A 13,591-nucleotide genomic window follows, 5' to 3' on the forward strand; every position below is an offset into this window, starting at 1 on the left:
CCGATTAATGTGAGATCAAGATCATATGTTAGAGACATCCGATAAGATGGGATGGGCTGCCGAGATCTCAGCCCGGGATTTAGCCGTCATCACCGGTCGACCAATTGAGTAATGGATAATGCCCTGGCTAGCCATGAGAGCGGGATCATAAAGATTGCGGCCATCGAATACGACTGGCGCTTTGAGTGAGGTTTTAACCATTTCAAAATCCAAACTGCGAAATACATTCCATTCGGTGACCACGGCTAGCGCATCAGCGCCTTGCAAGGCTGCCTCGGGTGTCTCACATAGTACCAATTCCTGCCGGTTGCCATAAATACGCCGCGCTTCGTCCCTAGCCACCGGGTCATAGGCCTGGATTCGGGCTCCAGCTTCCCAGAGCGCCTCCATTAAAGTACGGCTAGGTGCCTCACGCATATCGTCGGTATTGGGCTTGAAAGCCAGTCCCCAGAGCGCGATGGTGCGCTCCGATAGCTGGCCCTCAAAATGATGCCGGATTTTGTGGAAAAGGCTTTGTTTCTGTCGGTTATTTACCGTCTCTACTGCATTAAGTAGCTCAGCATTATAATCTACTTCCCGGGCAATTCGCTCTAGGGCCTTAACATCCTTAGGAAAACAGGAGCCCCCATAACCGCAGCCGGGATAGATAAAATGATAACCAATTCGTGGATCGGCGCCTATGCCCAAGCGTACTTGTTCGATATTAGCCCCAAGCTTTTCAGCTAGATTGGCCATTTCATTCATGAAACTGATTTTAGTCGCCAGCATGGCATTCGCCGCATACTTGGTGAGTTCTGCTGAGCGGATATCCATTGCCACTAGGCGGTCATGATTTCGATTGAAAGGCGCATATAATACCCGTAGCAGTTCAGTGGTGCGAGGGTTATCCGTACCAATGATAACCCGGTCGGGTTTCATAAAATCTTCAACAGCCGCCCCCTCTTTGAGAAACTCAGGATTAGAGACAACATCGAACTCCAGGCTTGCGCCTTGTTTTTCCAAGGTTTTACGGATAGTCTCTCTAACTTTATCAGCGGTTCCCACAGGCACGGTGGACTTATTGACTACAATACGATAGTCCTTCATATGCTCGCCAATGTTACGGGCTACCGCCAATACATATTGAAGATCCGCAGAACCGTCTTCATCAGGGGGCGTACCTACTGCGATGAACTGAAATAGGCCATGGGCTACCCCTTGGGTGACATCGGTGGTGAAGTTGAGCCGTTTACCTTCTATATTCTTCTGCACTAAGGCATCAAGTCCCGGCTCATAAATAGGCACTTTCCCTCGCTTGAGCATGGCAATCTTTTGCTCGTCAATATCAACGCAGAGTACCTCATTGCCGACCTCTGCCAGGCAAGTGCCGGTCACAAGGCCCACATAGCCCGAACCAAAAACAGTGACTTTCATTGGTTTTTTCTCCCTGAAGTTTTCCCTATAAACGGATCGGCATATTCTCAATAAACAGGTATCGAAAATGAATAAACTTACACCTCGCACGATACCTAGGCGATGATACTGATGTTGTTTTTACAATGCCTGGCTTTTTTTACAAAAATATTGGCTGACATTTATCAATAAAGATCAGTTTATTTGCTATTGTATTTAGAAGTATTGGTGCCGATATAGAAGGTAAACGTTAAATAGTCATAGAGATCAAATTTAACATTTAAAGATAACCCCAATGTATCAAAAATTTTACAAATTGACAGGAAAACCGTTTCAACTTAGTGCTGATCCTTGCTTTTTTTATGGCAGCACGGTTCACAAGCGGGCTTTGTCCTATTTGCGTTATGGCCTCATGCAAGGAGAAGGCTTTATTGTCATTACGGGTCCTATTGGCGCCGGTAAAACAATGCTGGCTCGGACCTTGGTCTCTGAGCTTGCCGACAATAACACCATAGCGGCCCAAGTCGTCACCACGCAGTTAGAGGCTAATGACATGCTGCGTATTATAGCCGCTTCCTATGGACTTACCCATGAAGGCGTAGCCAAAGCGACCTTGCTAAAAGCCATTGAATCCTTCCTAATAACGCGGGCACGGGAGGGTAAACGAGTCCTATTGCTGGTGGATGAAGCCCAAAACTTGCCCCCTGACTCTATTGAAGAGCTGCGTATGCTTTCTAATTTCCAAGTGGGAGAGAGGGCATTACTGCAGTGTTTCCTTCTAGGACAAGAGGAATTTCGACAGATCTTAGCTCTGGAAGATATGGAACAACTGCGGCAGCGGATTATTGCTGCTTACCACCTCACTCCGCTAGACAAGGATGAAACACAAGGATACATTGAGCATCGCCTCAATCTGGTTGGGTGGGAGGATGATCCGTTGATCACGGACGAGGCCTATGATGCGATCTACAACCATACCGGAGGCTTACCCCGGCGGATCAATTCTCTTTGCGACCGTCTACTATTATATTCTTATGTTGAGGAAAGGCACACCATTGATGAGCAGGAAGTCAGTGTCGTTACTAAAGAAATGGACTTGGAAGGTATTCGCTCTAAGGCGGGAGAAAAAGTAGCAGCGGAGAAAGACCATGATTTTGAAGAGCGCCTTACCCGGTTAGAGGAAACCGTCGCCGCATTGGAGGAAACAGTAGGCAGCCTCTCTGATGAAGAAGTTCAGCCTGATTTGTCCCCTTCGGGGCTGCGCCAAATCTCCACAGGTAACGAAAATTAAACTCTTAGCTGGTTTTTTCTCGAAGACTGATCACGGTCCAGCCGTTGGTACGGGCATGGGCATTTAGCATCTCATCAGGATCTACAGCGATTGGATGAGTGACTTGCTCTAGGAGCGGTATATCATTATGGGAATCGCTATAAAACCAGCTTGTTCCTAGGGTTAAGGCCTGCTCTTTGAGCCATGCCTTTAATCGAGTCACCTTGCCCTCCCGGTAGGAGGGAACGCCGCTAACTTGTCCGGTGTAACGGCCGCCCCGAATTTCAGGTTCAGTCGCGATGAGGTCATCGACCCCAAGTATTTCGGCGATAGGCCCAGTAATGAAACGGTTGGTCGCCGTGATGATAAGCAACCTATGCCCCTGGGATCGGTGCGAAGCAAGCAGTTCCTGAGCCTGAGGCAAAATAATGGGGCGGATTTTTTCTTCCAGATATTGTGAACGCCAGTTCTCTAGTTGGCGAAGGGAATGCTGCTCCAGGAGCGCTAGTTGAAATGCCAAGAACTCATAAATATTTAACGTACCCTCTTGGTATTGCCGATAAAAAGCTTGATTCGTCCGTTCATAGTCTTCACTATTGACGGCCCCCTGCTCCACCAGGAATTGCCCCCATAAGTAATCAGAGTCCCCGGCGAGCAGGGTATTATCCAAATCAAATATAGCTAGCCCCATATGTTTGATTTCTCTGCCCCTTAAAACCTCCAAGGATACCATAGAAGAGGGTCAGGGAATTAAAGTTTGCGCTAAGGGGTTAATTTTAGGTATCTTTGTAAGGTTATTTTATAAGCGATAGATAATAGAGCGTGGGCAGGCCGTGATTGATCGAGACGGCTTTAGGGCGAATGTGGGGCTCATCCTTTGCAATGAGGATGACAGGGTATTATGGGCGCGGCGAGCAAGGGAGGAGGCATGGCAGTTTCCCCAGGGAGGGATCAAGGAGAATGAGACCGCTGAGGAGGCTGTCTACCGGGAGTTGGCAGAGGAAGTGGGGTTAGGCCCGGAGCATGTCAGCATTATGGGCTGCACCCGAGGTTGGCTGCGGTATCGTCTGCCTAATCGTTATATCCGTTATGGCAACAAGCCCCTGTGTATCGGCCAAAAGCAGATTTGGTATTTACTTCGTTTTATGGGAGAGGAGCAAGATGTCCGGCTGGATGTGACGGATAGGCCGGAGTTTGACTATTGGTGCTGGGTCAACTATTGGTATCCGCTGCGTGAAATTGTGTATTTCAAGCGCAAAGTGTATCAACGGGCGTTGAATGAGCTGGCGCCTTTGATATTTCCAGGCTATCGGCCGCCATCTGCGGCCCGCTCTAGCTATGGGAAGCGGCGCCGTCATCAGCGGGCGAGGCCTTGCTACTAGGAGCGAAGTGCCCCTAAACGTAGCCCTAGCATCTGTTGGGGATCATAGGCACTGTTATTCTTAGGGGTATCTTAGCGAGGCGCTCAACCATAATAGGCATGGAGCCGCGAATACAAGAGCATAAGCTGTTGATTATTAAGTGAGGAGGGATTTTAGATCTCCATACGTCCTCCATAGTATGGATGAGGTGGCTAAATAACCGCCCTCGGAGGCGTATAAGTCTATACTACTAGCCCCGGGGCAGATAGCCAAGGAGGATTATCACTATGAGCCCCAGGGGACGGGCGCGTTATGGCCCTCTGCAGGGTGTAGTCGAGAGCAGCGTATGCGCTTGGAGTGGGCTGATGAGATCCAATAATTGCTAGACGAAGATTATCCCCAGGCAGGTAAGGTCAAATTGGTCTACGATAATCTTAACACCCATCATATACCGGAGATAGTGACTACCAAGCCCCAGGGACTATAGCCCCAGTCCCAAAATATTGAGAGCACCATTTTGATCGCGACACATTTCCAAACCACAGCAGAAACAACGGTAGAGGCGGTTGGCAAGCTTGAGCGCTTGCCGGTGTCCGCACCAATGGCAATCCTGTGTGGCGTATAACCGGGTTCGCTTTAGCCAATGTCTTACCACCTTCTTCCGCTTTGTAGGACAGGTATTGAGCGAACTGCGACCAGGCCGCGTTCATGATGCTCTTGGCAAGGCAGTGGTGATGCACCATCCGGTTGACGGAAAGATTCTCGATGCAGATCACGCCATACTGATTGATGATCTTTCGGCTTTGCTGATGCGCGAAACCCTCTCGCCAGTTTTTGATGCGTTCGTGAATCTGGGCTACAACTTTTCGGTATTTGGCCCGCTTAGGCGTTCCCTTCCCGGCTTTAGAAAGATAGTTCACCGATTCCTGACCTTCTTCCCAAGCAGACTTGCGCTCCTCAAGAAAGTGGTTGTAATTGTAAAGAGAGGAATCTTGCGGCGCATGTTGATAAGCCTCTGCACATGCTATAGAGCTATGTTTAGGAGCACTTCGCTCCTAATGGCAAGGCCTCGCCCGCTGATGACGGCGCCGCTTCCCATAGCTGGAGCGGGCCGCAGATGGCGGCCGATAGCCTGGAAATATCAAAGGCGCCAGCTCATTCAACGCCCGCTGATACACTTTGCGCTTGAAATACACAATCTCGCGCAGCGGATACCAATAGTTGACCCAACGCCAATAGTCAAACTCCGGCCTATCCGTCACATCCAGCCGAAAATCTTGCTCCTCTCCCATAAAACGAAGTAAATACCAAATCTGCTTTTGGCCGATACACAGGGGCTTATTGCCATAACGGATATAACGATTAGGCAAACGATACCGCAACCAACCTCGGGTGCAGCCCATAATGCTGACATGCTCCGGACTTAACCCCACTTCCTCTGCTAGTTCCCGGTAGACTGCCTCCTCAGTAGTCTCATTCTCCTTGATCCCTCCCTGGGGAAACTGCCATGCCTTCTCCCTTGCTCGCCGCGCCCATAATACCCTGTCATCCTCATTGCAAAGGATAAGCCCCACATTCGCCCTAAAGCCGTCTCGATCAATCACGGCCTGCCCACGCTCTATTATCTATCGCTTATAAAATAATCTTATAAAGATACCTAAAATTAACCCCTTAGCGCAAACTTTAATTCCCTGGCCCTCTTCTATGGCATAGATATAAGAGCTGAACCGCCATCAATTAGTCACCACCAACCTGTAGGCCAACTCTCAACCCCGCTCACCTGGTGACTCTTGCAGCGATTTTTCTTCGGTAATAGTAGCTGTAATTCCAGTTACCCCATCAGCCAACAAACATACTCACGCCCGATCCGAGGTTTTAGCTTTTAAAAGAAAAAGCTAAAAAGGGCACCACGAGGAATGACAAACCATAACCGGTGCAGAGTAAAAATTTAAAATTGCTTCTTCAACTGATGCTCAAAAGCTTAGGAATCAATCCTCTATCTCACAGAACATTTTCTCTAAACAACCTCCCCACCAATTCCATCATGTATTCCCAAATAGAGCGATAAAAACAACCTTCAGCTTATAGCAAATTAATGCTTAATTAACAGCTTGACAAGGCCACGTCACCTCCTACCTTTAATAATATGATAATTGATTTTTAATTAGGGAAATCCTCTCTTTAATAAACACGTAAATTAATAATAGTTACTACCGCAATTTGAAGGAGACGGCTCAGCTGGAGAAAAAGATTAAAGAGATGAAAAGTATCAGCAAATATGGCCAAGGAAAACTTGAGAGCAAAACAAATTAGGCTCCTTCCAAGCAACCATTTTTGCTTTACATTCAAAATTATTGTTTTTCATATAAAAGGTGTGGAAGATGAACCCCAGCCTAAGTATTGGTAGAGCTTCTCGACCTCACTGCAGGCAACCGCAATGACCTTCCGAAGCAGGCTAGTTAAGAAAGTTATCCTGCCGTGATTATAGTAGTCAATTACTATGATAAATCACCCAATCTCACCTTTTCCTAACTACCAGAATAAAATTACTGTATCACGCACTTATTATGGAGAGCATGCAGGAGTTGTTTTTTTACAACGATTAATAAACGCATTTGTTGCAAGTGCCTCCATCTATCCCATTGGACTAATTTATGGCACTCACATGGAAAAACCTTATTATTCAGGCTTATCCATAGTAACGTTTATGCTTGCTCTCGGTATGTTTGAAGCTGTCGGTATCTATCAAGCCAGGACTAGGCTGTCCTTCCAATCTCTTCTTCGGAGATTTACGCTAGCATGGATTATCGTTGTTTTTGAACTTTTATTTCTAGGCTATGCCATCAAGCTGTCAGAAGTCTATTCCCGCAAGATATTATTAACTTGGTTTATAGCTTCACCTATGCTTACTCTATTGGCACATGAAGCTGTTCGTTTTCTTTGCTATCGGATATTTAATCTAAAATACAAGACACGCCATGCAATTATCATAGGTATTAATGACTTAAGCAGGCAGCTTGTAGAAACGATAAAATATAATAAGCGTTTGGGAATAGAGGTAGATGGGTTTCTCGATGACCGAGCAAAGGATCGCACGGGGGCTCTAACGGAGGGGCATTTATTAGGAAGGTTATCAGAATTACCAACACTAACAAGGCAGAGAAAGATCGACACTATATTTATAGCTTTACCATTGACCCAGCAGCAACGTATTATTGATCTTGTTGATGCTCTCCGGGATACCACAGCCTCCATTTATTATCTGCCTAATGTGCTACTTTTTGACCTAATACAAGCACGCCTAGACGATATCGATGGTGTCCCGGTGGTAGCACTATGCGAAACCCCATTCTATGGGATGAAGGCATTGGTTAAACGCCTAAGCGATATTGTCATGGCTACCTTTATACTATTTTTACTATCTCCACTAATGCTATTAATTGCAATAGGTGTGAAGTTAAGCTCGCCCGGCCCTATTTTATTTAAACAACACCGATATGGTCTCGATGGCCAAGAGATTTTAGTTTATAAATTTCGTTCTATGACGGTTTGCGAGGATGGAGAAACGGTTACTCAGGCTACTCGAAGTGATCCAAGAACCACTCCTCTTGGATTCTTCCTCAGACATACCTCTTTGGATGAACTGCCACAATTTATCAACGTGCTACAAGGATCAATGAGTGTTATCGGCCCAAGACCTCATGCCGTTGTTCATAACGAACAATACCGTAAAAAGATCAAAGGATACATGATCAGACATAAGGTGAAGCCTGGTATTACTGGACTAGCACAAGTTCGTGGTTTTAGAGGGGAGACAAAGATATTAGAAGAAATGGAGGCTCGAGTAGAATCAGACATTGAGTACATGCGAAATTGGTCGCTTACTTTAGATTTTCAAATCTTGCTAAAAACATTTTTGGTATTGTTTAATAATGAAAAAGCTTATTAGCCCTCTTCTGTCAAACTAGGCTTGGGCTTTGAATAAAGGAAGAACCAGTCACGTAATCAATCTTTTACCATACCCCGCGTTTGCCGACCCCATGCCAACAGGTACCTATGCATATATTCTGATAGTAATTACCTCGATATATTAGAGGCTTGGGTAAATTAAACACCACAAAATTTTTACTGAGGTACTTACCACTCGCCATAGACCTTCAGCCCCGTGGCATTGATAACCAATAATGGCATGCCTAGCGAGCGATGTACACTGTCAAATCGCTACCCCGCCGACTCAGGGTCATACGGCCCGGCGTCTGCAGCGGTACCTGAAACACCTCACAGATGAGCAGAACACACTACTGGATTGAGATCGCCGAATACGTCGACGTTGCCCTGCGCCAGCCGGCACATCACTCCTCAAGCAACGCCTCATCCAATCTACGCTGTCAGCAAACCACTCCGCACTAGTAGTTCGTTGTAGGCACGCCACTTCTTGATCTAATAACCTTACCTATGACTTGCTCATACCCTACTTAAGCATACTGCTAAACCCGCACTGAAAAAAGCAGTGCAAATGCTATATTTATGATGAACGAGATGAGCCTGGGTGGTACCCTTAAATAGCTTTTATATTTTTAGTACCCGAAAACGCGATATGAAACCAAAGAATCAACATAAATCTTATGTTGTATACATGAGTTTTTTCTGGATAAAGAGTTGCTTTTATTTTCTGACCTGAACGACAACCTGTACCGCCTCAACACCAATTCATTTTTTATTTGGTGCCACCAGTACACATGCCTAATCTGGCTCAGATTATGCTGGCTCCACAATGGATCTTCAGGCGATTTGAAAGTATTAGCCGAGGATCTTTTGGCCTGCTCGCCCAGCAGAGCGGCCAATACTTTCTGATAGTCATCCGTTAAAATCCCTTTTAGATATAGTGGGGCAGAAACTCATCAACACTACGGGTCGCTTCAAATACGGCGTCAGTCAGATGCTATTGAAAAAGATACCCGATCTACTGCACTCGCACACCTTGGATACTTTCATTTCATATCACCAATGCCTATCTAGACAGTACGCTCTGACAGGCACCATTCTGTATCTCAGCTATAGCTTATCAAAGTGCTATCAACTGAGCCATTCTGTTATGCCTTTATAATGTGGACTAGTTCTAATTTTTATGCATTCCTACCAAAAAAAGATAAAACTTTACCGATATGATAGTCAAGAAAAACATTCAAAGTAAGACGGATAATAATTTTTCTTAAATAGCAAATTTCTAAAAACCGAAAAAGGCAAACTATCCGAAAGGATGGGACGCAAAGCCTCTGGCCTAAGTCCTTTAAGGATAAGGTAGCAAGGCTACCGTAGCACGTGCATCTTCTAGATGCTGTGTAAACGGCATTCAGATTTAGAGGAGATGCTCTACAATGTATATTTCAGAAGAATATGCTACGTTTCATTTCATTCACAAAATTAAAATCCTCCTTTGTGTAATAATTATATTAACCACCCCCTCAATTGTTAATGCCGCCACTATTACTATTGCCTGGGATCCCAGCACTAGTCCTGATGTCTCCGGTTATAAACTTCATTATGGAAAGGTTAGTGGACAATACACAAACAGTGTTGATGTAGGTAATAAGACAAGCCATGCCTTAGATGGGTTTTTAGCTGGGGAAAAATACTACATCTCAGCCACCTCTTATTGTAACTGCGATAATTCCCAAGAAAGCGATTTTTCTGAAGAATTAGTAGTAGCAATCCCTGAAAATATTGATGATACCGATTTAATTTTACCCCCAATAGAGGTTGGCGAAGTTATAGTGGATCATAATTGGGAGCGGGTAAGTTTCAAAGAGAGCTTTATTGATCCGGTCGTAATTGCGCCGTCTATTAGTTATTCAGGACGTGATCCAAGTATTGTTAGAATCCGCAACATCACTAGTGATGGGTTTGATATCCGTGTCCAGGAATGGGACTATCGTGATGGCTGGCATACACAAGAGAAAGTCCACTTTATCGCTATGGAGAAAGGACACTATATATTACCGGATGGGACAAAGATCGAAGCCGGCAGTGCCCGGACAAATACCACCTCTTCATTTGACACCGTAAACTTTCAGCAGCCGTTCAATGTTTCTCCTGTCGTGCTTACATCCATCACCAGCGATAATGAACCAGATGGAGTTACCGCCAGGAAAAAAGACATTAGCAAAGAAATGTTTAAGCTATTGCTGCAAGAACAAGAAGCAAATAGCGACGGCCATGATTATGAATCCGTAGATTATATTGCCGCAGAACCCTCTATTGGAATGGCTGGCTCCATCCCCTTTGAAATAGGTAGAACTGAGGACAACATGGACCATAATTTCCGCCTAGTTTCATTCCTTAATTCATATGCTAATAATCCAATCGTTATTCTAGATCTCCAAACAAGTGATGGAATGGATACAGCTAACCTAAGGTGGGAGAACTTAACTTCTAATTCTGTCACAGTGAAAGTAGACGAAGAACAGTCAATGGATGATGAAACTTACCATACTACTGAAGTTGTCGGATATATCATCTTTGGTCTTGCTAGCCAATGATAGCTAAAAAAATAGGCGCTTATATCATCTCATGAAGATAAAACAGTCGAAATAAGAGATTAAGTAATCCTTATATAAAGTAGATTAGATCGTTTACGAGAATTATTAAGGATTGGATTGCTAAACAGGGATGTTTAACAACCCCCAGACCATAAATCCACCTCTGTGCAAAAACTCCAGGTTTTTTTGCAAGTCCTTCCAAGCATACTTACTTTAACAAAGTTGGCCGTTAATATCATCCCAAGTGTCATCTTTTCTACACTCAGACATCAGACAAATGATAGCTACTCACCTTACCACATCATAAAAATTAAGCGCATCACGATCAATTTCCTGATACCCCAGCGACTCGCACCTGCTTTTTCTTAACTCACCACTGACCGGCACTCTTCTAGAAGCAAGTCATCCACATTTTGTCACTAGTTAGCGACAACTTATTTAAAACCCTTTATTACCGTATAGGGAAAAAGTTACTTAATTTAATTCTACCTACCATAAGCTATTGGATTTCTAAATTTTATCATCTTTTACAAAACCAATTTATTAAAAATCTTAAGCTTATAATGGCAAAGAGAAATCATAAATAAATTAATCAAGCACGTCTCTAAAAAACGACAGAAACCATACCATCTTATAAGTAACCTGCCATGCAAAAAAATGTAAGCCATTTATTTTAATTGTAAATTCATTTTTTGGCATAAAATATGCGTTCCCCTGAGCCAAAATTAGAACAAAACTATTTCTAGTTCGTGTCAATTTAAAATCAAAACTTACAACTACCGATTCGCGCAGCTTGTTTTTTCCAATCCAAGCTGTCGACGGTATTTTTTTGGATGGCATTTATTTCTAGGGAGATAATAAACTATGCCTACATGGTTAAAACTATTACGTCTTATAAAAAAGAAACCCTCTTCTACAAATATAGCTCTAAAAACCACAATTACAAGTATAACCCTTCTTGTCTACAGCCTTAATGTCAACGCAGCACAGGCTGTACTTACATGGGATGACATTAGCGAACCGAGCGTTGCAGGTTATAAGCTTTACTATGGCTCATCTAGCGGTAATTACAACCATAGTATAGATGTTGGGAACCAAACCTCATACACCCTCACAGGATTAGAATCAGGAAATACTTATTATATCGCCGCAAAGACTTACAATCAGGATAAGTCAAAATACAGCGACTTTTCTAATGAAGTAACCGCTACGCTTCCCTCTAGCACAACTTCATCAGAGACAAATATTAATGAAGATAGCGTACCCCCAATAGAGGTTGGCGAAGTTATAGTGGATCATAATTGGGAGCGGGTAAGTTTCAAAGAGAGCTTTATTGATCCGGTCGTAATTGCGCCGTCTATTAGTTATTCAGGACGTGATCCAAGTATTGTTAGAATCCGCAACATCACTAGTGATGGGTTTGATATCCGTGTCCAGGAATGGGACTATCGTGATGGCTGGCATACACAAGAGAAAGTCCACTTTATCGCTATGGAGAAAGGACACTATATATTACCGGATGGGACAAAGATCGAAGCCGGCAGTGCCCGGACAAATACCACCTCTTCATTTGACACCGTAAACTTTCAGCAGCCGTTCAATGTTTCTCCTGTCGTGCTTACATCCATCACCAGCGATAATGAACCAGATGGAGTTACCGCCAGGAAAAAAGACATTAGCAAAGAAATGTTTAAGCTATTGCTGCAAGAACAAGAAGCAAATAGCGACGGCCATGATTATGAATCCGTAGATTATATTGCCGCAGAACCCTCTATTGGAATGGCTGGCTCCATCCCCTTTGAAATAGGTAGAACTGAGGACAACATGGACCATAATTTCCGCCTAGTTTCATTCCTTAATTCATATGCTAATAATCCAATCGTTATTCTAGATCTCCAAACAAGTGATGGAATGGATACAGCTAACCTAAGGTGGGAGAACTTAACTTCTAATTCTGTCACAGTGAAAGTAGACGAAGAACAGTCAATGGATGATGAAACTTACCATACTACTGAAGTTGTCGGATATATCATCTTTGGTCTTGCTAGCCAATGATAGCTAAAAAAATAGGCGCTTATATCATCTCATGAAGATAAAACAGTCGAAATAAGAGATTAAGTAATCCTTATCTAATTAAAGATAATATAATGACACTAGAATTTTTTAGAGCCATGATAAGACTAAGATTTAAAAGCCTTTTGTTTAAATTTTTATTATCCCCTGTTGTTCTATTTGTCTACTCGGCATCGGCACCGGCAGCAACAGTAGAGTACTCCAATGATTTTGAATCGGGGTTTGGAGATATTTCATTTAAATATGAATGCCGAGATGAACAATATAACAGGGTAACCAATGTAAGCCGGGAAGGCAGTTATTCGTTGCGCACTTTTCAAAGAGGCGACCAAGGTTGTGTCCAACCTAATGGAGTGGAAAGAAAACGAACAAAATTCGTCTTAGGGGATGTGCGTTATTCGCGGGATACAACGTATTGGATTGGGTTCAGCGTTTACGTGCCCAAAGATTACCCAATACATAGAAATGACGGTATTTTTGTATATGGCTCAACTTCTGGAAGCCAGCCAGGTGAGCCCGCGATGTATTTAAGAGATGGCAAGTGGCAGATTGACAACAGATGGTATGATGGGAGCAGTGTAAAGCACAGCCGGATTTTTGAGGGGAAAGCCGATACTGGCCGATGGACGGACTTTGTGCTGGAGCTAAGGCGTTCGCCGATAAAGGGCAATGGTGTTCTAAGAGCTTGGATGGATGGAAAGTTAGTTGGCGAGACAACTGGGGTGATAGTGGGTACAGACTACTCAACTCCTCCGGTTGCTAAATTAGGAATTTATTTCGGAGGAAACAGGAGCGACGATTACACTCTTAATTTCGACTCTATAAAAATAGCCCAAGGCTCTGATGGCTTCGACCTAGTTTATCCGGAGAATTCCTCAAATTCATTGGAGTCTTCCACTACCCTTCCCTCTCCGTCTGGATTAAAAATTATCGACTTACTACCATAGCTTTATAGC

10 protein-coding genes and 1 riboswitch are annotated in these 13,591 nt (G+C 44.0%); of the genes, 6 read left to right on the plus strand and 4 right to left on the minus strand.

The genetic code is table 11. The annotated features are described in order from the left end of the window. Nucleotides 1–21: 21 nt before the first annotated feature. Complete coding sequence (locus NHAL_RS15945; RefSeq protein WP_013034179.1) at nucleotides 22–1,413, minus strand: UDP-glucose dehydrogenase family protein; 1,392 nt, start codon at nucleotides 1,411–1,413, stop codon at nucleotides 22–24. A 274-nt stretch (nucleotides 1,414–1,687) separates the two neighbouring features. On the opposite strand from NHAL_RS15945, the gene NHAL_RS15950 reads away from it, so the two are divergent. Further along, a complete protein-coding gene (locus NHAL_RS15950; RefSeq protein WP_013034180.1) occupies nucleotides 1,688–2,683 on the plus strand; it encodes an XrtA/PEP-CTERM system-associated ATPase in 996 nt (331 codons plus the stop codon). A gap of 4 nt (nucleotides 2,684–2,687) precedes the next feature. On the opposite strand, the gene NHAL_RS15955 is transcribed toward NHAL_RS15950, so the two are convergent. Further along, complete coding sequence (locus NHAL_RS15955; protein WP_013034181.1) at nucleotides 2,688–3,353, minus strand: histidinol-phosphatase; 666 nt, start codon at nucleotides 3,351–3,353, stop codon at nucleotides 2,688–2,690. Nucleotides 3,354–3,495: 142 nt separating this feature from the next. Between NHAL_RS15955 and NHAL_RS15960 the strand changes: the two genes are divergently transcribed. Next, complete coding sequence (locus tag NHAL_RS15960) at nucleotides 3,496–4,044, plus strand: RNA pyrophosphohydrolase (RefSeq protein WP_013034182.1); 549 nt, start codon at nucleotides 3,496–3,498, stop codon at nucleotides 4,042–4,044. Between the two features lie 443 nt (nucleotides 4,045–4,487). Here the strand turns inward: NHAL_RS15960 and NHAL_RS22595 are convergent, their stop codons facing one another. Beyond that, complete coding sequence (locus tag NHAL_RS22595) at nucleotides 4,488–4,943, minus strand: IS200/IS605 family element transposase accessory protein TnpB (protein ID WP_049780674.1); 456 nt, start codon at nucleotides 4,941–4,943, stop codon at nucleotides 4,488–4,490. 135 nt (nucleotides 4,944–5,078) lie between these two features. Beyond that, on the minus strand, nucleotides 5,079–5,627 hold the full coding sequence (locus tag NHAL_RS15970) for an RNA pyrophosphohydrolase (RefSeq protein WP_013034183.1): 549 nt from the start codon (nucleotides 5,625–5,627) through the stop codon (nucleotides 5,079–5,081). Between the two features lie 896 nt (nucleotides 5,628–6,523). Here NHAL_RS15970 and NHAL_RS15975 point away from each other — a divergent pair. The 4 genes from NHAL_RS15975 (at nucleotide 6,524) to NHAL_RS15995 (ending at nucleotide 13,582) form a co-directional block, all read left to right on the plus strand. Beyond that, nucleotides 6,524–7,972 (plus strand): undecaprenyl-phosphate glucose phosphotransferase, encoded by a 1,449-nt coding sequence (locus tag NHAL_RS15975; RefSeq protein WP_013034184.1) that lies wholly within the window; start codon nucleotides 6,524–6,526, stop codon nucleotides 7,970–7,972. 1,283 nt (nucleotides 7,973–9,255) lie between these two features. Further along, nucleotides 9,256–9,341: riboswitch (cyclic di-GMP riboswitch) on the plus strand. 60 nt (nucleotides 9,342–9,401) lie between these two features. Further along, nucleotides 9,402–10,562, plus strand: coding sequence for a fibronectin type III domain-containing protein (locus NHAL_RS15980; protein WP_013034185.1), 1,161 nt, complete (start codon nucleotides 9,402–9,404; stop codon nucleotides 10,560–10,562). 864 nt (nucleotides 10,563–11,426) lie between these two features. Then, the gene (locus tag NHAL_RS15990; RefSeq protein ID WP_013034186.1) at nucleotides 11,427–12,617 is read left to right on the plus strand and encodes a fibronectin type III domain-containing protein; all 1,191 of its coding nucleotides are present in this window, start codon (nucleotides 11,427–11,429) and stop codon (nucleotides 12,615–12,617) included. A gap of 92 nt (nucleotides 12,618–12,709) precedes the next feature. Further along, nucleotides 12,710–13,582: a polysaccharide lyase family 20 protein gene (locus tag NHAL_RS15995; protein ID WP_013034187.1), complete on the plus strand. Its 873-nt coding sequence runs from the start codon at nucleotides 12,710–12,712 to the stop codon at nucleotides 13,580–13,582. Nucleotides 13,583–13,591 lie beyond the last annotated feature (9 nt).

This window comes from Nitrosococcus halophilus Nc 4 (assembly GCF_000024725.1).
Classification (GTDB): Bacteria; Pseudomonadota; Gammaproteobacteria; order Nitrosococcales; family Nitrosococcaceae; genus Nitrosococcus; species Nitrosococcus halophilus.

What these genes read in the sequence shown, in the direction of transcription:
- NHAL_RS15995 (WP_013034187.1), top strand. Translation starts at nt 12,710, where the DNA reads ATGACACTAGAATTTTTTAGAGCCATGATAAGACTAAGATTTAAAAGC.
- NHAL_RS15980 (WP_013034185.1), top strand. Translation starts at nt 9,402, where the DNA reads ATGTATATTTCAGAAGAATATGCTACGTTTCATTTCATTCACAAAATT.
- NHAL_RS15950 (WP_013034180.1), top strand. Translation starts at nt 1,688, where the DNA reads ATGTATCAAAAATTTTACAAATTGACAGGAAAACCGTTTCAACTTAGT.
- NHAL_RS15990 (WP_013034186.1), top strand. Translation starts at nt 11,427, where the DNA reads ATGCCTACATGGTTAAAACTATTACGTCTTATAAAAAAGAAACCCTCT.
- NHAL_RS15945 (WP_013034179.1), bottom strand. Translation starts at nt 1,413, where the DNA reads ATGAAAGTCACTGTTTTTGGTTCGGGCTATGTGGGCCTTGTGACCGGC.
- NHAL_RS15975 (WP_013034184.1), top strand. Translation starts at nt 6,524, where the DNA reads ATGATAAATCACCCAATCTCACCTTTTCCTAACTACCAGAATAAAATT.
- NHAL_RS15955 (WP_013034181.1), bottom strand. Translation starts at nt 3,353, where the DNA reads ATGGGGCTAGCTATATTTGATTTGGATAATACCCTGCTCGCCGGGGAC.